General features: G+C 61.8%; 26 protein-coding genes and 2 pseudogenes. 11 read left to right on the top strand and 17 right to left on the bottom strand.

Annotation, left to right across the window (positions count from 1 at the left end; all coding sequences use genetic code 11):
• Positions 1 to 194: 194 nt before the first annotated feature.
• The 9 genes and pseudogenes from J7U37_RS14185 to J7U37_RS14225 form a co-directional block, all read right to left on the bottom strand.
• A pseudogene (locus J7U37_RS14185) lies at positions 195 to 1283 on the bottom strand (IS481 family transposase).
• A gap of 247 nt (positions 1284 to 1530) precedes the next feature.
• Entirely contained in the window at positions 1531 to 2352 is an 822-nt protein-coding gene (locus J7U37_RS14190; protein ID WP_247636189.1) for an IS5 family transposase, read from the bottom strand.
• Between the two features lie 864 nt (positions 2353 to 3216).
• Complete coding sequence (locus J7U37_RS14195; protein ID WP_247636128.1) at positions 3217 to 4332, bottom strand: DUF475 domain-containing protein; 1116 nt, start codon at positions 4330 to 4332, stop codon at positions 3217 to 3219.
• An 88-nt stretch (positions 4333 to 4420) separates the two neighbouring features.
• Positions 4421 to 5053 (bottom strand): hypothetical protein, encoded by a 633-nt coding sequence (locus J7U37_RS14200; protein ID WP_247636129.1) that lies wholly within the window; start codon positions 5051 to 5053, stop codon positions 4421 to 4423.
• 10 nt (positions 5054 to 5063) lie between these two features.
• Complete coding sequence (locus tag J7U37_RS14205) at positions 5064 to 5639, bottom strand: TerD family protein (protein ID WP_247636130.1); 576 nt, start codon at positions 5637 to 5639, stop codon at positions 5064 to 5066.
• 98 nt (positions 5640 to 5737) lie between these two features.
• Positions 5738 to 6316 (bottom strand): TerD family protein, encoded by a 579-nt coding sequence (locus tag J7U37_RS14210; RefSeq protein WP_247636131.1) that lies wholly within the window; start codon positions 6314 to 6316, stop codon positions 5738 to 5740.
• Positions 6317 to 6451: 135 nt separating this feature from the next.
• Complete coding sequence (locus J7U37_RS14215) at positions 6452 to 6907, bottom strand: TerB family tellurite resistance protein (protein WP_247636132.1); 456 nt, start codon at positions 6905 to 6907, stop codon at positions 6452 to 6454.
• Positions 6908 to 6971: 64 nt separating this feature from the next.
• Positions 6972 to 8228 carry a TerD family protein gene (locus J7U37_RS14220; protein WP_247636133.1) on the bottom strand — a complete coding sequence of 419 codons (1257 nt, stop codon included), beginning with the start codon at positions 8226 to 8228 and terminating at the stop codon, positions 6972 to 6974.
• Positions 8229 to 8256: 28 nt separating this feature from the next.
• Positions 8257 to 8844, bottom strand: coding sequence for a TerD family protein (locus tag J7U37_RS14225; protein WP_247636190.1), 588 nt, complete (start codon positions 8842 to 8844; stop codon positions 8257 to 8259).
• Positions 8845 to 10435: 1591 nt separating this feature from the next.
• On the opposite strand from J7U37_RS14225, the gene J7U37_RS14230 reads away from it, so the two are divergent.
• From J7U37_RS14230 to J7U37_RS14255, 6 genes are read left to right on the top strand one after another with little or no spacing between them, the layout of a single operon-like run.
• Entirely contained in the window at positions 10436 to 11002 is a 567-nt protein-coding gene (locus J7U37_RS14230) for a DUF1523 family protein (RefSeq protein WP_247636134.1), read from the top strand.
• A complete protein-coding gene (locus J7U37_RS14235; protein WP_247636135.1) occupies positions 10999 to 12159 on the top strand; it encodes a phosphoribosyltransferase domain-containing protein in 1161 nt (386 codons plus the stop codon). The genes J7U37_RS14230 and J7U37_RS14235 overlap by 4 nt, the downstream gene beginning before the upstream one ends.
• Positions 12159 to 12974, top strand: a complete 816-nt coding sequence (locus tag J7U37_RS14240) for a hypothetical protein (protein ID WP_247636136.1) — start codon at positions 12159 to 12161, stop codon at positions 12972 to 12974. The genes J7U37_RS14235 and J7U37_RS14240 overlap by 1 nt, the downstream gene beginning before the upstream one ends.
• A 19-nt stretch (positions 12975 to 12993) precedes the next feature.
• Positions 12994 to 14097 (top strand): cysteine protease StiP domain-containing protein, encoded by a 1104-nt coding sequence (locus tag J7U37_RS14245; protein WP_247636137.1) that lies wholly within the window; start codon positions 12994 to 12996, stop codon positions 14095 to 14097.
• 1 nt (position 14098) lies between these two features.
• Positions 14099 to 15145 carry an HpcH/HpaI aldolase/citrate lyase family protein gene (locus J7U37_RS14250; RefSeq protein WP_247636138.1) on the top strand — a complete coding sequence of 349 codons (1047 nt, stop codon included), beginning with the start codon at positions 14099 to 14101 and terminating at the stop codon, positions 15143 to 15145.
• 54 nt (positions 15146 to 15199) lie between these two features.
• The gene (locus J7U37_RS14255; protein WP_247636139.1) at positions 15200 to 15355 is read left to right on the top strand and encodes a hypothetical protein; all 156 of its coding nucleotides are present in this window, start codon (positions 15200 to 15202) and stop codon (positions 15353 to 15355) included.
• Here the strand turns inward: J7U37_RS14255 and J7U37_RS14260 are convergent.
• From J7U37_RS14260 to J7U37_RS14290, 7 genes and pseudogenes are all read right to left on the bottom strand, one after another.
• Positions 15348 to 16294, bottom strand: a pseudogene (locus J7U37_RS14260) (integrase core domain-containing protein). The gene J7U37_RS14255 and the pseudogene J7U37_RS14260 sit on opposite strands and share 8 nt — an antisense overlap.
• A 595-nt stretch (positions 16295 to 16889) precedes the next feature.
• Positions 16890 to 17216, bottom strand: coding sequence for a hypothetical protein (locus J7U37_RS14265; protein WP_247636140.1), 327 nt, complete (start codon positions 17214 to 17216; stop codon positions 16890 to 16892).
• The gene (locus tag J7U37_RS14270) at positions 17213 to 17407 is read right to left on the bottom strand and encodes a hypothetical protein (protein WP_247636141.1); all 195 of its coding nucleotides are present in this window, start codon (positions 17405 to 17407) and stop codon (positions 17213 to 17215) included. The genes J7U37_RS14265 and J7U37_RS14270 overlap by 4 nt, the downstream gene beginning before the upstream one ends.
• Before the next feature lie 128 nt (positions 17408 to 17535).
• Entirely contained in the window at positions 17536 to 18183 is a 648-nt protein-coding gene (locus tag J7U37_RS14275; RefSeq protein ID WP_247636142.1) for a hypothetical protein, read from the bottom strand.
• Positions 18184 to 18186: 3 nt separating this feature from the next.
• A complete protein-coding gene (locus J7U37_RS14280) occupies positions 18187 to 18438 on the bottom strand; it encodes a hypothetical protein (protein ID WP_247636143.1) in 252 nt (83 codons plus the stop codon).
• The gene (locus J7U37_RS14285; protein WP_247636144.1) at positions 18438 to 18743 is read right to left on the bottom strand and encodes a hypothetical protein; all 306 of its coding nucleotides are present in this window, start codon (positions 18741 to 18743) and stop codon (positions 18438 to 18440) included. Before J7U37_RS14285 ends, J7U37_RS14280 begins: the two co-directional genes overlap by 1 nt.
• A gap of 5 nt (positions 18744 to 18748) precedes the next feature.
• Positions 18749 to 19081: a hypothetical protein gene (locus J7U37_RS14290; protein WP_247636145.1), complete on the bottom strand. Its 333-nt coding sequence runs from the start codon at positions 19079 to 19081 to the stop codon at positions 18749 to 18751.
• A gap of 449 nt (positions 19082 to 19530) precedes the next feature.
• On the opposite strand from J7U37_RS14290, the gene J7U37_RS14295 reads away from it, so the two are divergent.
• The 5 genes from J7U37_RS14295 (at position 19531) to J7U37_RS14315 (ending at position 23188) form a co-directional block, all read left to right on the top strand.
• Positions 19531 to 21225 carry an AAA family ATPase gene (locus tag J7U37_RS14295; RefSeq protein ID WP_247636146.1) on the top strand — a complete coding sequence of 565 codons (1695 nt, stop codon included), beginning with the start codon at positions 19531 to 19533 and terminating at the stop codon, positions 21223 to 21225.
• A gap of 9 nt (positions 21226 to 21234) precedes the next feature.
• Positions 21235 to 21471, top strand: a complete 237-nt coding sequence (locus J7U37_RS14300) for a hypothetical protein (protein WP_247636147.1) — start codon at positions 21235 to 21237, stop codon at positions 21469 to 21471.
• On the top strand, positions 21468 to 22052 hold the full coding sequence (locus tag J7U37_RS14305; RefSeq protein ID WP_247636148.1) for a hypothetical protein: 585 nt from the start codon (positions 21468 to 21470) through the stop codon (positions 22050 to 22052). The genes J7U37_RS14300 and J7U37_RS14305 overlap by 4 nt, the downstream gene beginning before the upstream one ends.
• 333 nt (positions 22053 to 22385) lie before the next feature.
• The gene (locus tag J7U37_RS14310) at positions 22386 to 22709 is read left to right on the top strand and encodes a hypothetical protein (protein WP_247636149.1); all 324 of its coding nucleotides are present in this window, start codon (positions 22386 to 22388) and stop codon (positions 22707 to 22709) included.
• 62 nt (positions 22710 to 22771) lie between these two features.
• Positions 22772 to 23188, top strand: coding sequence for a DUF6634 family protein (locus tag J7U37_RS14315; RefSeq protein WP_247636150.1), 417 nt, complete (start codon positions 22772 to 22774; stop codon positions 23186 to 23188).
• Positions 23189 to 23357: 169 nt separating this feature from the next.
• Here J7U37_RS14315 and J7U37_RS14320 read toward each other — a convergent pair whose 3' ends face one another.
• A complete protein-coding gene (locus tag J7U37_RS14320; RefSeq protein ID WP_348772995.1) occupies positions 23358 to 23981 on the bottom strand; it encodes a Rha family transcriptional regulator in 624 nt (207 codons plus the stop codon).
• Positions 23982 to 24200: the final 219 nt, after the last annotated feature.

Below are 24200 nucleotides of genomic sequence, written 5' to 3' on the forward strand. Positions count from 1 at the left end.
GAGGTTTGAAGGTTAGAACCCGCGGAACGCCGGAGCCTGAAGGTCGAAGCGGTGGGCTGGGTATCCGTTGCCCGACTCGTCTCACTACGGATAGTCGACGTCGTATGCACTCCACCAGACGGCGACGTAGTCCCATCCGCAGCCGTTATCCCTGCCCGTCAGGATCAGCGTTCCGTCACAGCGGGCGGTCTCTATCAGGTGCCAGAGCGGCTTGCGAAGGCGCTTGATCTCCTCGACCGCGCAAATGATGTGGGCCGAATAGGCACCTGCCCCCATGTCTTCGAGATGTCCGGTCCCGGCATGTGGTGTGACGGATCGAGCCTGAAGCGTTCTGGCTCTTTCGTCCAGGCCTGGCAGATGAACTCGTAGGGGGTAAGGCCGCGCAGGGTCTTGAGCCGGCGTCCGTAGTTGTAGGCATCCACGAACAGCTGTAGGTGCTGCCGGAGTTCTTTGTGGCTCTCGTAATGGTAGCGCTTGACCGTGGCGTCCTTGATAGTTCGGTTCATCCGCTCGACTTGACCGTTCGTCCATGGGCAGCGCGGCTTGGTCAGGCGGTGCTCGATCTTCGTCTGCTCGCACGCCCATTCGAACGAATGCCAGCGGTACAGGCGCGGCCCGTCCTGGGTCGCCCAATAGGCGGATGCCTTCGCTTCGACCTCCTTCACTGGCTTGTTGTCGTTAAACTGGATGCCGTTATCAGTGAGCACCGTGTGGATCGTGTAAGGCACCGCCGCGATCAGATCATGTAGAAAGGCTGCAGCGATCCGTTGCGTCGCCTTCTCATGCAGTTGGACGAAGGCGAACTTGCTGGTGCGGTCGATGGCCACGAACAGGTGTAGCTTGCCTTGTTCGGTGCTGACCTGCGCGATGTCGATGTGGAAGTAGCCGATCAAGTAGGCTTTGAACTTCGAACGCTTCGGCTTGTCGCCCTCGACGTCCGGCAGGCGACTGATGCCGTGACGCTGCAGACAGCGATGAAGCGACGAGCGGGTCAGATGCGGCAGGCTCGGTTGCAGCGCTTAGAGGCAGTCATCGAGCGGCAGCAGAGTGTGCCGGCGGAAAGCGACGATGACCGCCTCGTCCTCCAAGCTAAGTACGCTGGATCGGGGCTCCTTCGGTCCCATCCGAGCATCGGTGCTGGTCTGGCGTGAGCGCCACTTCTGCACCGTCGTGGCGCTGACGCCGTAGCGCTTGGCGGCGGCCCTCACGCTCTCTTGACGAGCTTGGATTGCCCGACGGACCGTCTCAGTCGCCGTGGCGCTGCCGTGAAGAACCTGTCCCATAGCGCGTCCCTCCATGCGGCATCAGTCGTACCACCACACAGTGGGACCGAGCATCTAGGAGGCCGGCCAAGCGGCGAAGCCCTGTGATTTCCGCTGTTAAAGCATGCCCTGCTCTGATTATCTGGAAAATGACCGTAAACCTGACGCTCAAACCCGTCAGAAAAGGCTGCTCGGAATTCAAAAAAACTCAGGGTTTTGAACGCCACATGGTCGTCCCCATGTGGAGCCGTTCGCGTAAGACCCCGTTTCATAAGGCGCGGGCGATCCGTCTGACGAGGAACATGGCTGCGGCGAGCACGAAGAAGGCGAGCGCAGAGGACGGGGTCGCCTCGTGATCGCGGGCCAACCTGCGGCAGCGGGCGATCCAACCGAAGCTCCGCTCAATGACCCACCGCCTGGGTTGGATCGAAAAGCCCTTCTGGCCTTCCTTGGGTTCGACGATCTCGACCGTGATGGTCGTGGCCGTGCCAACGCGCTCGCCTCGATAGGCACGGTCGGCAAAGCAGTGGGCGAGGAAGGGGAACAACCCACGCGAGGCTCGAAGTCGGGCAATCGCGCCGTGGCTGTCGTGCAGGTTAGCGGGTGAGACTCCAGCCAAGAGCAGGCGGCCGTCCGTATCCGTCAGCGCGTGGCGTTTGCGCCTGACGACCCGCCGGGCCGGATCGTAACCGCGCTTGCCGGCCACCCCCACGCCACCCGAGCGGGCGGCTTGCGCATCGACGACACAGCCGGTCGGGCAAGCCTCGCGTCCGACACGCTCACGGTCGACCAACGTGAGGGCATGGGCGAGGCGTTCGAACACGCCTGTCTGCGAAAGGCGCAAGAACCAGCGATGGACCGTGCTCCACGGCAGGAAGTCCAGCGGCAGATGCCGCCACGCGCATCCTGTCCGCAGCACGGACAATATGCCGTCAACGACTGCGCGCAGTGGCCGGCGCCACGGGCGGCCTGTGCTGGACGGCGCCGGTAGAAGCGGCGCAAGCACCGCCCACTCGGCATCACTGAGGCTGGTTGCGTAGGGAAGGCTCTCGCGCGCAAGCTCGGCGCGGGCGGCGGGCCGATCGCAGATCGGCGGGCGTCCACATCGGGGGTCCTGGGTGAGCGTCAGACACTCTCCCAACACCCACGATGCCCGCCGCTCACCCAACAGCTAAGCTGTTCAGCCCGTTATGAAACGGGGTCTAAGGCTAGTCCGCCGGCTGGTCGACAGCGCGTCGGATGAGCGGGGTCGTTGGGTCGCTGGAGCTCAACGGGGTTTGCTGCCGTCGCCGAAGATGGGTCCCAACGCCCTAAACTGGTTCGCCGCGCATGAGACATATTGGTGAGGAACACCTTGTTCCGGAGGATACGAGCGGATCAGCGAGCCCAAAGCTCACGCGATAAATCCGGCTCCCCGCTCGTTTATAACAGCGATTGCCGCTCATCTTGCGGAAACACGGCATACAATTCGATCTAAAATACAGGGACCATGAGACTTAGCTGTTATCTACTTTGGCTCTCGGCACGCGCGCGACAGAGCCGCCGGTCATCATTGTCGCGGATCAAGTTGCATTCCGATGGATTGCCATTTTGCACAGCACGACACTCCCGGCGCTTGGCATCGTCCCGAATAAGTCCGCATTCTGCCTTCGCGACAGCAGGCAGAACGGTAGATAAGTATCCGAGCCCTATGCCGGCTATAAGTGCCAACGTAGTGAGCCTCCTCAGCCTGTGTCTATGCCGCGTCATCTTACAATATTCCCACTCATCGAAGGCGATCTCCCGGGATAAATTTGTGCTTCCGAAGCTATCCGCGGTCTTCGGCGGCGCTGGAGCCACCATCTCAGCCTATAAAGCCTACACCTACGGGCGCAGCCACCGCTGGACTACAGTAGAACAGCACTTTGGTTTTGTCTCATGCCTTTCGCGGACATGACAACTCATCTTACTTTAACTAAGCCGTGGCTTGGCTTGCTTCCGGCGGTCCAATCTTTCGCTCGACAGCCTCCGATAACCCCAGGCCAGCCTTGCGAACTGGGTCGCCGCGGTTAGCGACTACGCTGTGAATGAACGCAACCACAATGACCGAGCCGCCATAGGCCGAGATTATCCATTCGGGAACGTGCGTTACGGCCGCAACGAACATGAAAGCGGATAGACCCCCGATGGCCCAGAACGCTCCAGGCTCCAAATAGCGATACTCCGCAAGTGATTTAGTGTCGAAGAACAGGAGGGTCAACGAACGAACGAAGACTGCGCCGACGCCGAGGCCAACCGCCACAACAAGGATGTTGTTGGTTATCGCGAAAGCGGCGATGACACCGTCAAACGACATGCTGGCATCGAAGATTTCCAAGTAGAGAAACATGCCAATCCCGCCTGTAGCAACTGCGCGGCGGCCCGCTGTTTCCGATCTCTCCTGCATGCGCAAATCGATAGCTTCAAGTCCTTCTTTGATTAGGTCCACTAAAACGTGAGTACCGATACCAGCCATTGCAGCAACGAAGAAGGCGATCCCCCTCTCCCCAGGCATGACGTAGGCAGTAAAGCCTGCAGCGGCACCTGTGATCAGTATCTGGACGCTCTCCAAGTGGCCTAGACGGCCCAGCACGGATTCGACTCCTGGTAGCCAGCGCCCGTCGCGTTCCGAGTCGATGAAATATTTGAGGAAGATCATCATAAGGAACGCACCGCCGAAGCCTGAGACGATCGCGTGGCTAGAAATCAGGATTTGCGCGAACTGTCCCGGATCGACGTAAGCTAGACGCAAGGCTCCAGATAACGTGAGGCCGCCCAGCCAACTAACAATTTGGATAGGGAGGTAGAAGCGCATTCCAAAAACAGCTATGAAGATGCCAACTGTGATGAATGCCTGTCGCCAGAACGAAGACATTCGTTCCATAACCTTGGCATTGACGATTGCGTTGTCGAAACTGACCGCCAGCTCCATGATTGCCAAGACCATTGCCAAGGGCAGAAGCGACACGCCGCCCTCCGTGAAAGCGAGTGCGGCAAACAATAACGCCGAAAGCCCAATGGCGTAATAGAAATACTTTAGATTTGCGGCCAAGATGGCCTCCGCAGTTTACTGGAACGGCCCAGTTCAGGGCAGAAACTTATCTTGTTTCGCGCTAGCTAGATGTCGCCCGGTTGCGCCTTTACGGTGGCGGCCTGTATGCTACCATCCGCCCGCACGCATCAAGGTCGATATACGCCCGGGCGCCGCGCCGGCCCGGGAGACGAAAAACCATGGCATCGCGACGAACGTCGTCAAGCTTGAGCTCATTGCCGGACGCATCGATAAAGGTGTCTTCGCGCCCTCCGACATCGCGGATGCCGTTGGCATCCATAAAGTCAAGATTGGCCCTTTCAAGATTATAGGTGCGCACTCGCTGCCCCCGCTGCGCAAGCCCTACAATGAGCCCGATCACGGCCGAAGCCGTGTGGATCAGGAGCGCGGTTCCAATCATGCCTCCAGTTCCAACGGCGGGCCGGCCGGGTTGAGGCTCGCCAGCACCAACGATCAGGAACAGACAGAGAGCTAAGCTTCCCATCGCGGCGAGTGCTGCGCCGATGACGCGTGCAACCGAGGGGGCGCCGTGTCCCCTCGATAGGTTCCAGGCCGCGTAACCCGACCCTCCCGCTACTACAGCGAGGGCGATTGCCGGCAACACCCAATCCTTGCCCTTACGGTAGAGGTCGCGGCCTGCGCTCCAGCCGAAGCCAGCAGCTGCAGACCCGGCCGCAATCGCCGCGAGCCCCCGCAACGTTCCCTGAGGAGTGGCGGCCATCGCCCGCCTCTCAGACGTTTATGCCAAAGGAACGGGCAACGTCCCCGAGGCCACCTGCGAACCCTTGTCCAACGGCTTTGAACTTCCACTCGCCATTGTGGCGATAGACCTCACCGAATACCATCGCTGTCTCCGTCGATGCGTCCTCGGATAGATCGTACTTTGCAAGCTCCGCACTGCCAGCTTGGTTGACCACGCGAATGTAGGCGTTCTGAACCTGGCCAAAGTTCTGGCCTCGTTCCTTTGCCTCGTGGATCGTTACGGCGAACACGAGGCGGGTGATGGTTTCAGGAACCTTTGCGAGATCAACCTTCACGACCTCGTCGTCACCGTCGCCCTGTCCGGTGGTGTTGTCACCCATGTGCTCGACCGAACCGTCGGTCGATTTCTTGTTGTTATAAAAGATGAATGCCGCGTCGTTGGCGCACTTCCCGTCGGCGCCGATAAGGAACACAGAAGCATCCAGATCAAACGGCTTACCGTCGGAGACGCGATTATCCCAACCAAGGCCGGCAAGTATGGCGGCAAGTCCCGGGGCTTCCTTGGAGAGCGAAACGGTCCCCCCCTTGCTGAGGTTCACAGGCATAGCTCAATCCTTTTGTAAGTCTGTGTACAATTACGGGAGGTGAATAGGGTTGTCTGAACGCATCAACGCGAAATTTGCGGGAGTAATTGAACGGGTGCTCAGCCGACGTTGATGCCGTACTGCAGCGCCATTGCATTAAGACCGCCCGCGTAGCCCTGCCCGATCGCCTTGAACTTCCACTCGCCATTGTGGCGGTAGATTTCCCCGAACACCATCGCGGTCTCCGTGGAATAGTCCTCGCCAAGGTCGTAGCGAGCAATCTCGCGACCGGTCTCCTCGTTTACGATGCGGATGAAAGCGTTCTGAACTTGACCGAAGTTCTGACCCCGCTCGCCTGCTTCATGGATCGTTACAGTGACTGCGAGCTTCTGCACGTCGGAACCAACCTTGCTGAGAATCACACTCACCTTCTCGTCGTCACCGTCACCCTCACCAGTGCGGTTGTCTCCGTGATGCTTTACCGATCCGTCGGCCGATTCCTTGTTGTTGTAGAAAATAAACCCCGCGTCATTCAAACACCGGCCGGACTCGCCAAGCATGAAAAGCGAAGCGTCGAGGTCGAAGTCCTTCCCATCCGTCTTGCGGTTATCCCAACCGAGCCCCACGAGGATTCTGGCAAGGTTCGGTTCTTCCTTGGACAGGCTGACATTGCCGCCCTTGCTCAAACTCACGGCCATCCTAATTTCCTTCTCACACAAGTTGCTTGAGGCGCCCCTTGAGCGCCTGTCTTCGGTAGAACCAGGGCTTTGCCCTAGATCCGGAACAATGTTCCGGCGACTAGACGCCTCCTCAAGGGCCTCCTCGTCATCCTTTCAAAGCTCGAAGTCGGCCGGTGATAGGCCCAGCTCACGGCATGCCTTGCGCACCACGTCCTTCTCCTTGTCGTCGAAGGTACCGTCTGCGCCGCCAACCATAATACCGATACGGATCAACTGGCGGGCCGCAGCCGGGTCATTGCGTAGAGCTCCGACGTACTTCATTGCCTCGGCGAGGCCAATCTCAGCATCAAAGTCGTACTTGCCCTTCAGTTCATCGAAGAGTGGCTGAACCGTATCCCACTTGAAGGTCTTCAGAGCATCTAGGTTCTGGAAGACGCCGTAGAGTTTGCGTTTTTCATCCTGGTCGATGTTACCGTCCGCTGCGGCAATAGCTACGCCGATGGCGACCGCTCCCTGCATGAACTTTCGATTATTGAACCGGTTAATCTCGCCCTTGATCGCGGACGTCGCCGCGTCGCTTTGTGCCTTGATCCAACTAAGTGCGCTCATCGTTCCGTCACCTCCCGAAAACTTGCGAATGGTCGTCGCGACAACTATCTATCGATGGCTGGCTTTAATCTTTGGAACCTGCCTGCCAACGGAGACCCCACCCGTAAGCGCGGTCCATGTCGTCATGCCCGCGGAAGTACGCGACCTCCCGGGAGATCCGCATCCGACCAGAGTCGTTTTCGATCAATGCCACTGCGCACATGCGCTTGGCATTCGATCCCTCCTCCATTCGGACCTCAACTGGTCCTTCTCCTGGGACACGCACGGTCACCAGCCCGTCAGTGCGGGCCCAGTTGGGTACACCGTCGTAGATAAAAGCAAAAACGAGCAGACGTTGAATATTGGTGAAGTATCGGCCATTCACCCGCATCCATTCGCCATCTAGCGATGCACCCGAGCGGTCATCGGAATCGAGGGCTACGAATGGCTCCCGGTCGAGCTGGCCAAAGCTGTCACCAAGTGCTTGGACGCATCCTACCGATCCGTCTGTCAATTCGTATAGGCAGCCAAGGTCGAGATCGATCCCCCCGCTGCCGCGCTGAAATAGCCCGGATAGACCGCCCGGCTTTGCCCTACTCCAATTCAGGTTGACCGTCACGTCACCGTAGTCGGACCGCTTCTCGAGCGAGACACTCGGACGCTCTTTGGTCAGGCTAACCTTGGAGAGGTTGATCGGTTTCGGTACAGGCGGCACTACGGGCTGCGGTTGAGGCAGTGGAGCAGGCACCGGAAGGGGCGGGACAATAGGCTGTGGTTGAGGTATAGGAGCAGAGGATGTTCCCGCATCCTCGACGTCGACGCCATAGGTGTTCGCCAGCGAGGCAAGGCCGCTAGCAAAACCTTGCCCAACTGCACGAAACTTCCAGCCAGTGTCACGTCGGTACAGTTCGCCGAGGACCAGCGCAGTTTCGCCATTGGAGGCAGGAGGCGCGACAAAGGAAGCAACTTCCCCTTGTACTGATTGAACAGAGACCCTGAGGTCGCTGATCTTACCGAAGTGCATCCCCGTTTCCCGGGCTCGGTGTATGGTCCCACTGAAGGCGACTTTCTGGACGTGATCCGGAAGTACCGCCGTGTTGATAAGAAAGACAGATGCGTCGCGGTTGGGTACGAGGGTAGGCGCACGCTCGAAGCGCACAGCGCGATCTCCTTGCTGACCATAGAAAATCATGTCGGCATCGCCCGAGACCCGCCCATTTGCTCCAATCAGAAAGGCGGCGGCATCGATCTCGTCGACGCCAGGGGTCGAAGCCCATTCCACAACGACCTTGAGGTCGCCGCTGGGCACGGGGGCGTTTCCCCCCTTCGCAAGACTGGTCATAGTAGCGTTTATCCTGGCGAAAGCAGGCTCAGAGGCAATCCCGAGCAGGTCCTACGAGGTCAGCCGCAGTGCGGCCGTGCGCGACCTTACCTATCGCTTGCATGTCCCAGGAGGTGCCAGCCCTGCGAAGGATGGCCATGACGACTCCGGTATGACGCCCCTTCTCCGCTAGCGTGAAGCGGGCGAGCTCCCTGTCGTTGGACCTGTCCACGACCCGGCAGAAGGCATTGTCGACCTCGTCGAAAGTTTGCCCACGAAAGGAATTCACGGTCAGGACGAGGGCGTCGACTTCCGCTGGAAGGCGTCTGGTGTCGATATCAATTACCTCGTCGTCACCGTCGCCGTCACCGGTCAGGTTGTCACCATTATGGTGGATCGCACCACCGAGAATGTCGAGGCGCCCGAAGTATGCAGTGTCGACGTGACGCCCGCCCGCGAAGGCCAGACAGGAGGCATCCAGGTCGATGGAGTCGCTGCTACTTGAGCCAAATAGCTTACCAAAGAACCCTCCGCCTTTCTTCGCAGGATCCCACCCAAGGCCCATACTGATCCGCGAGAGGCCCGGGGACTGCTTGGCCAGCGAGATCGAACTGCCCTTGGTCAACGAAACGGCCATCACGTCTCAACCTCGATTCGGCATAAGCATCGTTGCCCACAGCCGGCTGCAGGAAGAGCCTACTTGGTTGTTCTGTCCTGTCAAGCTGACTGTCAGCGGTATTCCGAAGATTTTGATAGGTTTTACGAAGCTTTAATAATCATGAGTTAGATAGGTTAACTAAGTTATTGCAGCGAAAGTTTTAATAATTACTCTTACCCTAAGAAACACAGATGCAGTCCTGTTCGGTCTTATTTGCCGAAGTGAGCAAATACAGCCTGGCGTTGTTGCTCGCAAAGGGACGTTCATGGACCGACACGGGTTTCGTCGTATCGAGAATGGCTCATGAGTACTGGACTCGTCGTCGGCCAGAATCGCTTGCTTTCTGGGACCCACATCCAGTTCGAGGCATTTTGTCTCCCATCAGGTTTCGCATTAGCTACGATTCCGCTGGGCTCCTCGCCTGCCTCACCCTGGCACTTCGGCTCGCCGCCTCCCGAGTACCTTGTGGACTTCGGAAGCGGGCGTTACGGGATTGATTTGGAAGCGCTAGGGTCTGGCACGGAGAGCGTCTTGCTCGTCGTTTATGCAGTGCGCGGCGTGCGAATACTATCCGCGGCCGCTGCTACTCGGTTTATTGTTGATGGCTCAGCCTTGATGCTTGCGGCTGATGCCGGAGTCTTAACAGCTGTTACATTCGCTCGCCTCTACCGACATGGGGGCGGGTGGAAGCTACGAGCTCTATCCGAAGGCACCATGCGTGGCCTCGCGGACCTTGGTCGGCTGCACGGAGTCACCATTGATGAAGGGGTAGAGCCTACGCCGCTTCCTCCCCTCCCTCCTCCGTCCGACGAGACGCTCGCGAACGCTTCGTCCTGGACCGGAACCGGCTTCCTCGTCGCGCCAAGGCTAATGGTCACCAACGCCCATGTAGTTGATGGCGCGTGTATCCTTGTTGCTACGGGCTACGACGGACGCACGAACGTAGAGCCCATCATCATTGATACTAATTGCGATCTCGCGCTGGTACGTCTTCAGACTCAGGTAGCAGGCGCCCCGCTTTACTTCAGGGCCAGTCATGGGCCCTCACTTGGGGAGACGGCAATCACCTTGGGCTATCCGCTTGCCGGCTTCCTTGGGTCGGGGCCGCAGGTCGCCAATGGGTCGGTGTCTGGCCTCCTTGGGCCATCAGAGGATACCAGGATACTTCAGATCACCACCCCAATTCAGGGCGGATCGAGTGGGGGACCCGTGCTTGATACGCGGGGCCGCGTCATCGGGGTGGTGACGGCATCACTCCAAGGAGCTCAGAACGTAAATTTTGCTGTACGAGGGTGCCTCGCTCAAGCTCTCGTAGAAGCCGCCGGCTGCATCCCTCTGCTAGCGGGCGACGACGGGCCAGAGACCGATGTTGCGGGCGTTGCCCGGATGGCACGCGGTGCTGTTTGGCGGTTGGAAGCGAGACGGTGATTACGATGATCCATGTCACAAGCTTTGACGGGATACTCTTCCTAAACCCATTTGCCATTATGCTTGTGACTGAGGCCAGGCTCGATGCCAGCACTCAGCCCCAATGCCTGGACGTGACGCCCACCGGTAGGGCGGGGGCCTGATGAACGTCCAGGCTCTCAGAAGCAAAGCGCGACGCCGCATCGCTCTCGCAGCAGCAGCCGCAATCGTCCTGGTGCCTTTAGGGCTCGTTCTTGATTTCTACTTGCCGTCCCATCGTGTTGTCCGCGTGCTGAACTCGGATGTTTATCTGTGGGGACGCGGAAAGAACGAGCGAGCCACTGGCGTCTACCAAATCTTCACCGAAGATCCGGGCACTCGAAGGCAGCACGTCTACCACAATGAGGATACTGGGTGGGGTTTTCCATTTTACTTCAAGTTCGACGCAGCTGATATCCAATCGGCGGCATCCTCAATTGCCGCCGAATCGACACAGGACAGCAACTACGCTCTGATCACATCCTATGGATGGCGCGTGACCCTTCTCTCCATGTTTCCTAATGTCACGGCTATACATCGCGTCCAGCGTAGCTATGTTCCGGTCCCGTGGTTCAACATCGCTTTCATCACAGCTTTTGCTGCTGCGATCGTTTGGTTCGCTTATTTTTACTGCCGCTGGAGTCACCTGCGGACTGCGCCGCCAGAGTCCGTTCGTAGGACCCCCCAATGAGTGACGCCGCGCTTACGCACCCGACTAATGCGAGCTCTCGCATCAACTACCATGCTGACTTGCCCACCGGCCGCATTTCGGTCGAGGTCCACGCCTCGGATGTGGCAGCGGAAGAACTTTTTGGCTTCGCTCAGCGGCGCAATCCAAAGCGGGCTTTCCTGTTTGTTTCGCGAGTCCTTGGGCGGCATATCCCGGTCTCCCCAACTATTATGCGCGCGACATTTCTAGCTATGGCGGCGAAGATCCCCTGTGACCTGCCTGGGCCGGTCTTGATCATGGGCTTGGCAGAGACCGCCGTTGGTTTGGGAGCTGGCGTCCACAGGGAATGGTGCCGCATCACCGGGCGCGACGACGCGGTCTACCTTCCGAGCACGCGCCATCCCCTTTGCACCTCAGTCCTCGCTCACTTCTCAGAGGACCACAGCCATGCCACGACTCATCTTGTGCATCAGCCCGCGGACTCCTCCCTTCATGCCATGGTCGTTGGTGCGGGGTCTCTGGTCCTAGTAGACGACGAGATCACCACAGGCCAGACGCTCGCAAACTTGCGCGCTGCCCTTAAAAATGCGGGAATTCAAGGCATCCGTAAGGTCGTGCTGGCCACAATCACCGATTGGTCTGCCGGTTCTGCCGGCGATAGCTGGGGCGAGCCCGTTGAGACCGTGAGTCTGCTTTCGGGGCGCTTTACGTGGGCGCCGCGCGAGGGGGCATCCATTCCGTGTATGCCCCACGTTGACGTTACGGCACCCGGTACTATCCCCCTTGACCCTCGTCGAGACTGGGGGCGGATGGGTATCCGCCGACATCCCGAAGTGGCTGCTGGCCCTGGCTTCTTAACGAGCGAGCGGGTCCTCGTCTTAGGAACGGGCGAGCATGTCTGGCGCCCTTTTTTACTTGCTGAGGCGCTGGAACAGATCGGTTGTGACGTCAGCTTCTCGGCTGTCACGCGTTCGCCTATCGCTCTCGGCCACGCTATCGACTCTGCTTTGTGCTTTAGGGATTCATACGGCATTGGAATCCCAAACTTCGCCTACAACGTTGACCCGGCCAAGTACGATCGCATCCTACTCTGCACCGAGACGCCCCCTGAGTGTGTCGATCCGGCATTCGTGCGTGCACTTGGACCCGCTCTTACGATCCTTTCTGAGGCTACCTAATGGTCCCACCTCTCGTCCTCGTGGATCTCGACGACACGCTGTTCCAGTCGGCGCGCAAAAGCCCACCCGCAGAGGCTAAGCATCTCACATTGGCCGCTGAAGCGGCCAATGGGCACCACTCTTACGCTACCCGCGCTCAGACCAATCTCTTCAGGTGGCTCAGCGAAACGGCCGAGGTTGTTCCGGTCACAGCACGTGGAAGCGGGGCATTCGCACGTGTCAGGCTCCCATTCCGGAACGGCGCCGTCCTGGCGAACGGTGCAGTTGTCCTATTGCCGGATAGGAAGGTGGATGCGGCATGGCGCGCTGAAGTCGCGCGAGGGCTCACCGATGCAAGAAGCGATCTTGATCTTCTCCTTAACCGCGGGAGGCAAATCGCGCTCGAGGCAGGGCTCCAGCTCCGGTCGTGGATCGTCGAAGAGGACGGCATTGGCGCCTATACAGTCTTCAAGGACAACATTGACGAGAATGGCGCTGGGCTTGCCATCCTCGCCGATGCGCTAGCCCCACCTGCCGGGTGGAGCGTTCATCGGAACAGCAACAATATGGCTTATATTCCGGCCTGCATTTCCAAGCGCCTAGCCTGCGAGCGGCTCGTCACTGGCGCCCGCCGCTCAGATCCAGGGCGGCTCGTAGTGGGGATCGGCGATTCGGTCTCGGACTTCGGGTTCATGGCGCTGTGCGACCTAATAGCAACACCTTCGCGCGGGCAGTTGGCTGAATTGTTCGCCGTCATCTATGCGGAGAAGGACGCTAAACCCGGTTCGGTCCATCGATTAACCGCCAGACTAAATGATCCATCTTCGGCGCTCTGATTCCCGCAGTGGTGATTTGATGAGCGCCTATACCCCCGTCGCCATGCCGGCCGCTAGATTCCATGGCAGCTACGATCCGCCGGACATCGAGTTTTTGCTCAGACCCGTTACAATTGGTTCAGTCGAGATTGCAGAAAAGGAATGGCTGATCCAGACCGGACGGCGGCATTATTCTGAGATGCTATGCGCGGAGATGGTCCCATCCCCCGCCTACCTCGAACTCTACCGCGATGCCGTCAATGGAGGTGCCCACCGCTTTGGACGGGACACTGCTGCTTTAGCCCTCGCCTTGTTCAGGGGGAAAGGGCAGCCTGTGACGCTGGTAAGCCTAGTGCGCGCAGGTGTCCCTCTCGGTGTCCTGTTGCGCCGCGCACTCGCCGAGCTCCAAGCTGACGTGGCTCACTATGGGATTTCAATCATACGCGATAGAGGCATCGATATTGTCGCTCTCAACCATGTTCTCTTCCGCCGCCCGGTGGATGGCCTTGTCTTCGTCGATGGATGGACGGGAAAAGGTGCCATTGCAAGCGAACTCGAGGCGAGCCTTGCCGGGCACCCCGCCCTTGCCCCGCGGCTCGTGACGCTGGCTGATGCGGCCGGACGGGCATGGCTCTCCGCTTCCGGAGAGGACTGGCTCATCCCATCTGGAATCCTCGGAGCCACGATCTCAGGCCTGACCAGCCGAAGTGTGCTCAATGATGCCCTCGTAGGACCCGGACAATTCCACGCCTGCACCGTGCAGTCCCATCTCGCCGGACACGATGTCTCACGCGCCTTCATCGAAGCTGTGTGGCCTCACGTCGAGGCTGCCCTCAAGACAGTCCAACCGGCAAGTTGGACCGACGTCGATAGATCCGCAGCGCGATCCCTCGCTGAGGACGCAATAGCTTTGGTTGCTGCACGGTGCGGGGTCATAGACCGTAACCGAATTAAGCCGGGCATCGCCGAAGCGACACGGGCAGTCCTGCGGCGTGTCCCTGAGCGCGTGTTGGTTGTTGACCCTAAGGACCCAGATCTCGCTCCCCTTGTCACTTTAGCCGAATTATCTGGCGTCGCGCTCGACACAGTGGGTCCGACGCTTGGGCCTTATAAGGCTATTACCCTGATTCGGAAGGTCGGCTAACATGGCTTCCAACGTGCCCGAGCAGTCTCTTGTACACCCCTACGCGCTCGGGGCGACGCTTTACATGCCGATAACCCATCCAAGCGCAGTTGATGTCGTCTTCGGCCGAAAGTTGCAGGGACTTCGGTCCGTAGTTCTCTGCCTTGAGGACGCCCTCGCGGACGTAGACGTTCCGGAAGGGCTCGCACGTCTCTCTAAACTATTGGTGGACCTTAGGGCCTCGAAGCGTGATTACATTGCCACGCCTCTTGTGTTCGTAAGACCACGCAACCTCGAGATGGCCGCATCACTCACCGGAATGCCGGCCATCGATGCCGTGGATGGCCTCGTCTGCCCGAAAGTTCGACCTGGCCAAGTAAGGGCGTGGGCTGAGACAGTTTCGGGGACTAAGCTGCGGCTCATGCCAACTTTGGAAACCCGGGAAATTCTTGATCCCCTAGCGGTACGTGACCTGCGCGACGAGCTCACTGCTGAGGCCAATTCAAGGATTTTGGCTTTGCGGGTCGGGGGTAACGACCTCTTGGCCTGCCTGGGGCTGCGACGAAGCCGTGGCAGGACCGTCTATGACGGCCCGCTTCGTGATGTGCTTGCCAATTTGGTGAACCTGATGGTTCCGGCAGGCTTCCGCCTCACTGCGCCGGTAAACGAGATTATCGACGACGACGAGGCCCTAAAGCGTGAGGTTGCGGAGGACGTGGCTTGGGGGTTTGTGGGCAAGACCGCCATCCACCCCTCGCAGATGCCCATAATCCATGCAGCCTTTGCCGTGCGCGATCAAGACCTCGACGCAGCTCAGCTGATCCTTGCCCCTTGCGCCCCGGCGGTGTTCCGACACGATGGTGCCATGTGTGAGCCGGCCACGCACCGCGCTTGGGCGACTTCCATCATTGAGCGGTCGCGCTACCACGGTCTTCGTCCGCCTGAAGCGTCAACACCAGATACAAAAGGGACTGCTCCGGCGTTATCCGAGGAGAGGGACGCTCCGATCAGCGGCAGGCGCTTCGTACCTCGGTTGCGTGCTATTCAATGCACTGATGCATTTAAATAGCCTATAGAGCTTATAAAGGTTTACGCAAATCTAGCTATACTATGGTTTGCTTTTATGATGACTGCCCGCGTCAGCGTGCTTTTGCAACAGGCGATGATGGAAATCCTTTCTACGCATCGCTTCTTCGCCAAAAGTTTGCTGCTGTCCGCAGTCAGCACGGGGCCGCTGCTTGATGATGACTGCGCAGGGTCGGTCGGTTTATCTAGATGATCAGTCCCAGCGTGAGGTGTGACGGATCGAGCCTGAAGCGTTCGGGCTCTTTCGTGCGGGTCTGGTAGATGAACTTGTAGGGGGGTGAGGCCGCGAGGGTCTTGAGCCGGCGGCCGTATATACTGGCGTCGACGAACAGCTACAGGTTCAGCCGGATCTCGTCGTGGCTGGCATAATGGCAGAGCTTGACCGTTGCGTCCTTGATGGTGCGGTTCATCCGCTCGACTTGGCCATTCGTCCACGGCCAGCGTGGCTTGGTCGACCGATGCTCGATTTTGGCCTGCTCGCTGAGCTCAATCGAAGGAGTGCCAGGCTTAGATGCACGGCTTGTGGCGCTCTGGCTAATAGGCAGCCGCCTTCGACGCGGCCTCCCCGTCCACCGGATGGTTGTCGGCGAACTGGATGCCATTATCCGTCATCACGGTGTGGATCGTGTACGACACGGCAGCGACCAGATCGTAAAAAACAGGCTGCCGTAATCTGTTGTGTCGCCTTCTCGTGCAGTTGAACGAAGGCGAACTTGGCTTTAGCGGTCATTGGCCACGAACAGGTAAAGCTTGCCCTATTCGGTGCTAATCTGCGCGATGCCCAGGTGGAAGTAGCCGATCGGGAAGGCTCTAGAGCGCTTGGGCTTGTCGCCGTCGGCATCCGGCAGGCGGCTTATGCCGTGACGTTGCAAGCAGCGATGCAGCGACGAACTGGTCAGATGCGGCAGGCTCTGCTGCAGTGCGTAGAGGCAGTCGTCCAGTGGTAGCAGCGTTTACCACCTTAAGGCGACGATGACCGCCTCGACCGTCAGCTGAGCACGCTGGAGCGCGGCTCCTTTGGTTCTAGACGCGCATCGGTGCAGATATGGCGTGAGCGCGACTTCTGCACTGGCGTGGCACTAAGGCCGTAACGCTTGGCGGCCGCCCTTACGCTCTCTTGACCAGCTTAAATTACCCGATGGACCGCCTAAGTTGTTGTGGCACAGGCGTGAGGAACCTGTCCCATAACGCCCCTCAGTGTGCGGTAGCCTTAGCGAAACTAATGCCACCACACCGCAGGGCTGCACACTTTGGACGATTACATGAGATTACCTGCATCCCGCTGCGCAGCTACCCGATCCGACTACCGACGAGCAATCTGGCCAAGATCCCACTTGATGAACGCCGCATATCCTGAGGCTTACCAGCGCGCTTCGCCATGTTCATGAGCGGCAGCATCTCGTCGCATTCACAAACTCGGGCGCAAAACGTTGGGCAGAGAATGGTAGATTCGCGGACGCACTCTTAAGCGGCCTTCGGAACAAGCATACGGATCCTGTGCTGCCCCGGTGCAACCCCATCTCATGATAGGGTAGCACGAAATTTGCGCGAATCGCTAAGTTGTTGCGAAAAAAAGGTAATTGGTGAGCGCGCTGGGACTCGAACCCAGGACCTACAGATTAAAAGCCACTTGCGTTCCAGGGGGCGTCCACAGATGGAAAGCGGGCGCACCTTCACCGCGTTGTCGGTCTCGCTGATCAGCTCGACCTCGATGCGAACGGTGTCGGTCATTGAAAGTCTCCCTCCCTCTGGTCGCGCATGAGGGACCAGGACTGCACGAACGACACCTCGACCCATTCGTCGGGATTCGGCGTATAGATGCGGTCACCGAGGTCGACACAGACCTGCTGCTGGATGCTCCAGCCGTCACGGTCGTAGTCGTAGGAGAGCCGGATGCCATCGCTGGCGCGCACGCTCTCCTGGTTCACGTGGACGTGCCGGCAGCCGTCGATCGTAATGTTCGGGTAGGTCAGGTTCACGTTCAGCACGTCGCCATAGACTTCGACGTCGAAGTTACCGGGCCCGTCGCCGTACTCGGACTCGTGGATTATCATGCCCGCTTCCTCCCAACCCTGCGCCTGTCGTTCCGAGCCTCGCGCCGCGTCGCCATCTCCAGCGAGTCCGTGAGCATGCCGTGAAGGCGGGCCCGGCGCCCCACGGGATCCGCATCGTTTGTCTCGGCGATGATGCGCATCGCGTGCGCGGCGACCGCCTTCGCCAGCTCGTCGATCGTCACCTGCTTCACGCCCTGCGCCCTCCCGCGGCTTTGAGCCGGGCGCACAGATCGCGCAGCCGATCGCCGGCGTCGTCATCGGACCGGGGCGCCCGATCCCAGGGGATCGTCGGCGTCGCATCGGGATTCCATGCCCGGTCTTAGCGGCCTTGCTCCCGGGCATCGAGAGCCTTGAACGCCTCAACCTGTTCGGGCGTCGCGAGCTGGATCCGCAGGCCCATCAGCGAAGGGGCCGGGAGGATCGACGCCAGCACGCCCTTCCGCTCCAGGCCCGTCCGCAGCATCCGCATGCCGCCCTCGGTCTCGCAGTAGATCCCCGGGGGAATCGCGCCAGGTCGCAGCTCGCCGGTCAGCGGATCGCGGTCGGCGGGGTAGTAGGAGGTCTTGGCCCGGATGCACGGCATGTCAGGCCCCCTTGGACCAGCGCACGTGGGGGTAGGCGTGCTTGAGGTGTTCGCGCAGCGCAGAGATGTTCTCGCGCGTGCCCATCCCTCGAACGCCTTCGCCTCACCGATGATGAAGCTCTGCTTGGGGTAGGTCGGCGGGTTGCGGACGAAGCCGGCGTCCCGGAGCTCCTGCAGCGTGGCCTCCGCCTCCGAACAGGCCACGCTGATGATCCGGTTGATGACCTCCAGGTCGGGCATGGCACGCAGCTCGGCGATCCGATTCTCCTCGCGCAGACGCAGTTTAGCCCGGAGGTCGGAAACCTCGTTGTCGAACTCGTCGCGCTCGTGGTCGCTCATGGCAGCGACACGCAGGGCGAGATCGGAGATGTCTTTCGCGTCCACGGCTCAAGCCCTCCCGGGGATTGGTTGCAGATCGAGCCATGCGATCCACACCGATTCGACGGCCGCCTTGGCATCGGCCTCGGTGGCAGCGGTGCCCTCCATTTCCAGGCCGGGCACCTTCGGCATGTTCAGCGCCCACTCCCAGGCAGGCTTGCCCGGGCGCAGGTCACGCGGGTGGAAGGTCAGGACGTGGGCCACCGGTTTCTCGCCGCTGAAACCCTGACGGCCGCCGGGACCAGTCTCGACCCAGCGCATCACGGCGCCGCGATGCGGACGAAGCCGCAGTCAGCGAGGAACGTCATGAGCTCCTCGGTCGTCATCGCCTCGCCGACGAGCTCACCGGCGATCTCATCTTCGGTCATCGCCCTACGCTTCTCGGCGATGCTGACGTGCTTGACCGCGACCTCGGCCTGCTTGGCCTCAAGCTCGGCGCGGTACCGGGCGGCCCACTCCATGTGCGCCGCGACGGTCTCCTTCGACATGCCGCGGAACCGGCGCTCCAAGCTTTCGAGGAGCTCTTTCGTCACCGGCGGGATCTGCGGCAGGGGCGAGGCGCTCATGGCGTTCACAGCCCACCCCGCCAGCGGGTGCCGGGGGATGCGGCGCGCTCCTTAGCGATGCGCTCGCTCCTCTCGGCGTCGTGACGCTCCCGCTCGATGCGGTCACGCTCGCGGTGGGCCCGTTCCCGCCGACGCCTCCGAAGGTCGAGGATGGCCGCGACAAGGAAGATGGTCGACACGACGGCAACCCCGACGAGCGCCGAGATCCAGAAGGGCGAGGAAACCCACCACCAGGACCAGTCGATGTTGTGCGTCAGCTTGAGGCCGACGAGCAGGATGGTCAGCAGGCCGACGAAGCCTATCCCGCTGGACGAAGACGACGATGAATTCCCGGACACAACTTTTACCGCGTTGGCTGTCCCGCTGAGAAGCGTGCCACGCGTTTGACGATTCATACTGGACGGCGAGCAGAAAGTTTTGCAGGAGACTGATTCGCGTCTGCGCGATCCCCCTCGGGAAACTGCACGCGACCCGTTAGCCTGTGGACAGATCAGGTTACAGCAAAGGCTATGATGACCCATATAGAGGTCGTTTCGGAGTATAACGCCTCAGATGACTTCTATAGAGTACAAAGACTTAGAGTTTTACCGATCGCATTAACAGACTATACACCATAGTGATATTTGATCAATTGCGTTGAGTTCAGGTCTGTGCTTACCTGTCGTCCTCACCGCAGGGACTCCGCCGTGACCTTCGCTCGTTCGTCAGGGAAATCGACCGCCGCCGCCTGAGCCCCCCGTGCTCAGGGCCCGCCCGCGCGTCCGCCCTATCCGAGTGAGTATTCCCAATGTCGAAGACCGATCGCGCCGCCGTCATGGCTGGCTACGTTGCCGCTGTCCGCAAGAAGCTGACGTCCTACTCCGAGCCGCGCTTGCCCTCGCTCATCGACCCGCCTCACTCGACGCTGGACCTGCTCAGCGGGGCCGAGTTCGTTGGCAGCGACGCTTGCCGGGACATCGAGGAGTTCCTGACGCCACTCATCGAGAAGCGAAGCCCGCACCGGTTCCCGCTGCGCCTGGAGCGCTCGATCAAGAGCGTCCTCACCGGGCCCGACGTGGCGAAGCTGCGCATCCTTGAGCATGGCTGCATGCTCGCGCTGGAGCGGCACGATCGTGGCCAGGACCGCATGCTGGCCGAGACCCGCCAGGTCGTCGTCGACCTCAGCGACCGCACGGCCGTCTGGGCCGCCGCGCTCGGCTGCGCGCGCTCGGCGTCCCGCTGCGCCGTCATGTGCTTCGAGGCATGGCGCCGCCGCCCGGCGTCGACGTACGTCGACGTCACGACCCACGGCCTCATGGTCTCGATGCTCGAATTCCTGGGGGCCGCCGCGATCCCCTCGATGACGGCGGACGCAGGGTATATCCCCGAAGCGAGGCACGTGCAGCTGCAGACCGTGCGTCGCGAAGTGGCCGGCCTCGTCCACGTGCTCGGCATCGTCCAGGCGGCGATGAGCTCAGGTCCCGTCGCCGACGAGCCGCCCTACCTCGACGACCTGGCGGGCCTCAGCGGACTCGACGCTGACGTCCTGGAGGACCGTGCCGGCATCGCCCGGCGGCCGGGCGCCCATCCGCTCGACGACCTGTCGGGAGACGACCTGGTCTATTCGCCGGGCGTCGTCGTGGTCGCCAGCGTCGAACACCTGCCCACGGCCGGGTCCAAGGGGAGCAACAACCCCGCCGAGGACGTTCGAAAGATCGTCGGCAAGCGGATCCCGTTGACCCTCGTGCCCGACAACCTGGCGGCGGTGCGGACGGAGCTCGTCGGGGAATCGCCGCACACGGCACCCGTCATCGATGGGATGCTGCGTCCGCTTGTCGGACAGTCGGTCGTGCGCTTGCCCCCCGTGCTTCTCGTCGGCCCCCCTGGCTGCGGTAAGACGCGCCTGTCTCGACGCGTCGGCGAGGTCCTCGGCGTTCCCACGACCGTGCACAGCCTCGGCGGGAGCATGGACGCGATGTTTCAGGGCGTGTCGCGCGGCTGGAGCACCGGCAAGGTCTCCACCCCGCTTCGTGAAATAATGATGTCGGGCTGCGCCAACCCGCTCCTAGTCCTCGACGAGATCGACAAGATCGGGTCCGATAGACACAACGGCAACGTCTTGGATGTACTCGTGAACATGCTCGAACGCGAGAGTTCATGCAGGTACATGGACGTCTATCTCGATTGTCCTACAGATTTGAGCCATGTCAACTTCGTCATCACTGCGAATACCCTCGCTGGTATCCCGAAGCCGCTGCTGGACCGCTGCCTCGTGCTGCGCGTGCCTGACCCGGGCCCGGAACACCTCGGGGTGCTCGCAAGCCGGATCCTCGGCGACCTGGCGTTCGAGCGCAACCTCGATCTTTTCGGCCCGGTCCCGCCGCTCGACGCCGCCGAGATCGACGCCCTGCACGCCCACTGGCCACGCGGCGGATCGCTCCGTGCCCTCCGGAGGCTGGTCGGGGTCTGCCTCGACGCCCGGGACGCCGGCCCCCGGCACTAGGGGGCCGACATGCAGATCGTCTCCCTGCTCCGGGCGCTCCGGGCCGACGTCGAGGCCGACGTCGAGACCGGACGCGTCGATGGCCACCTCGGCCGCGGCGTCTACGCCTACGTCGGCGCCCTCGCTCGCCTCGTCGAGGACGGCGACCGCGACCCCGGCATCGCCCTGAACGAAGCCCGCTCCGCAGCGGGATTCCTCCGCGCCGTCCCCCGCCTTCCCGACGTCCGTCCCTGGAGCCCCCGATGACCCGCGCGCTGATCCATGAGTTCCACGCCATCGCCCGGGAGGCCCTCGGCGACGAGGCCGCGGACGTCCGCGTGATGGGTGTCGAGCCGACGCCGGCCGGCCCTCGCGTTCGGTACGAGGGCGTGCCGACGGCCCGGTACCGCGGGCGCCGTGAACTGCTCACCGACCGCGCGCTGACGTGGGAGGCAACGTCGCGGTACCTGGCGACACGCTGGCGCGCCGGGCCCATGCCGGCCCCCGTGCCCGAGGACAGCTGGCGCCAGCTCATGGAGCTGTTCCCCGAGGTCTACGGCGAGCCCGTCGAGACCGGCCCGGGCTGGCACTGGCTGCTCACCCTCATGGCCGAGTGGATGGGAGAGGTGGGTATCCCGCCGGAGTTTCAGACCATTCAGGTGAAGGAGAAGTATGGGAGCCTGAGGGTCTACTTCGCCCCGCATCACGACCCTGCCTACCCCTACGAGGCCGTCATCGCAGCGGTCGAGCGTCTGTCCGAAGGCGTCTGCGAGACCTGTGGCGCCCCGGGACAGGCTCGGAAGACCGGGTGGGTCCGGGTTCGGTGCGACGACCATGCCGGGCGCTGAAGTCGAGGTCTACCGCAACCTCCGGTGCCGCAGGTGGAGCGTCCGCGTCGGTGGTTGGGTCGCGGCCCACATGGATGCGATCGCGTTGCGGGACGTGACGTTCCGGGCTTCGGAGGCGGCGCGCCTCCGGACGAACAGGGCAGGCGTCCGCGAGGTGCACGCGTGGGCGCGCGGCGTCCCAGCTCCCGGGCTTGAACGGCCGCCTAGCGCGCGCCGTGTTCGGTACCGGCCGCGCATCGAACCAGGATTCCGCGACGGCGACGCCGTCGTCACTGGCGCGACGGCGGCCTGGTTCGAGCCTGACGGATCGGCGTGGATAGAGGGAGGGGTGTGATGCTGCGGAATCGTGGGGCGTGCGCATTGAGGGTCCTGCTGGCGGCTGCGCCTGCTCAGGCAGGGGGCGGCCTGTGGCCGGCGGACGGTGTCTACTGCGGCCCGGCGGGGACCCGGGCGATCGTCGTCGCCGGCACCTCGCTCGGGATCGACGGGCTCGATTGCCGAGGTGGCCTCCTCCGCGCCGGGCGGTACGTGGCGCAGCGCTGCTTCGCCGACGGCGGCTCCGTCGTGGACGTCGACACCGACCTCGCGATGCGGCCCGACGGCTCGCTCATGCATGACGGCGCCGTCCTCCGGCGCGCCCGGCCGCCGTGCCCCTGACTTTTGTGCCTCGCCAGCCCCAGGCCCATCATCGACGCAGCACCAGAACGGGACCCCGCCAAATGCGCTTCCAACGCCTCCCCCTCCGCGACATCGCTCTTCGCAGAGCCCGCGCCTATCAGGATCGCGACCTCATCGCGACCGGCTGGACGCCGCTCGCCCGCGACCTCGCGAAGGCCCCCTTGATCGACGATTACTACGAGGGCACCGACCCGCAGGGCCGCCAGCGCCTGCACGGCAAGGTCACCGGGCATCCGGACCTCGGGGATGGCGTGGCGACAACCTCGCCCGTCGTCGCCCGCGGGGACGGCTGGGTCCGGACCGAGGGCCGCTTCTATAAGCTCGGGCAGGAGCGGGCCCCGGGCGACACGAACGCGGCGAGGCTCGCCGCGATCCTGGCGACCTTGCCCGTCGTCGAGGTCAAGCGGCCGGCGCCGGGCGAGGACGACGACCCGCTTTCGGACCTGCCGACGTACTGACGCGAAATGATCGCGAGGGGCGTTTCGGTATCATTCGCCCTCGTCGGCACGAACGAAAAGGGCCCCGGCGTTCACCGGGGCCCTAGGCACTACTCAGACTGTGAGGGGTGTTAGGCGACCCCGGGAAGCCGCGCCTGACGCTCGGCCTCGGCCGCCTTGGCGACGGCTATCAGGTGCGCGGCCCATCGATGCTGGAACTAGATCTGGCCCGCGGGGGGGGGGGGACGCGGGTCTGCAGCCGGATTACCCCGTCGTCGTCCGGCGCCTGCGCGACCACCGCGTACCCGTCGGCCCTGAGATCTGCCCGGGGCTGTAGCACGCCCCCTTCGTAGAACAGGAGGCCGCGATCCTTGGCCCATGCGAACCACGCGTGGGACCGCGCCTTGCAGAGGCGTGCGACGGACCGCAGGTTCTCGTTCTTGCCCGTGGACATGAACGCCTCGAACGCTTCGACCTTCGGCGCCGCGATCGCCAGCGCCTCCGACTTGACCGCCACCTCGGCCTCGGCCGTCTCGGCCCGGACGGTCAGCTCCTGCGTCAGGGCAAGGAGCTGGGTGGTGATGACCACGAGTTGGTTCGGGTCCCGGACGTTGTTGCCGATCGACGGCGCCCGTTCCCGGAGCTGGCGCTCCATCGCGTTGAATGCGGCCGAGTAGGCGAGCTTCCAGCGCAGGGCCCTCGGCCCAGTGAATGCCATGGCGAGGAGCGCGAAGCCGTCCCGGTCCATCAGGTAGCAGTCGTAGACCCGTCCGTTCTCGGGATCCACGTATGTCGATTCGACGAACAGCCTCAGCGAAGGATGTCAGCCGACGGGCGCTCCAGGCGCCCTTGCCGGCCATGAACTCCTCGAAGACGCCCTCACGGATCGAGGACAGCTTGAGATGCAGGTCGTGATGGTCGTAGCCCTGTTCGTCGATGTGGCGCCGGATCTCGTCCGCCGCCTCAGTGCACCATTTCAGATAGCTCAGCGACGCACGCGCGAACCTGCACCTGCCTGCTCAACCCCGCCCCG

Source organism: Methylobacterium sp. 37f, from assembly GCF_023093475.1.
Classification (GTDB): Bacteria; Pseudomonadota; Alphaproteobacteria; order Rhizobiales; family Beijerinckiaceae; genus Methylobacterium.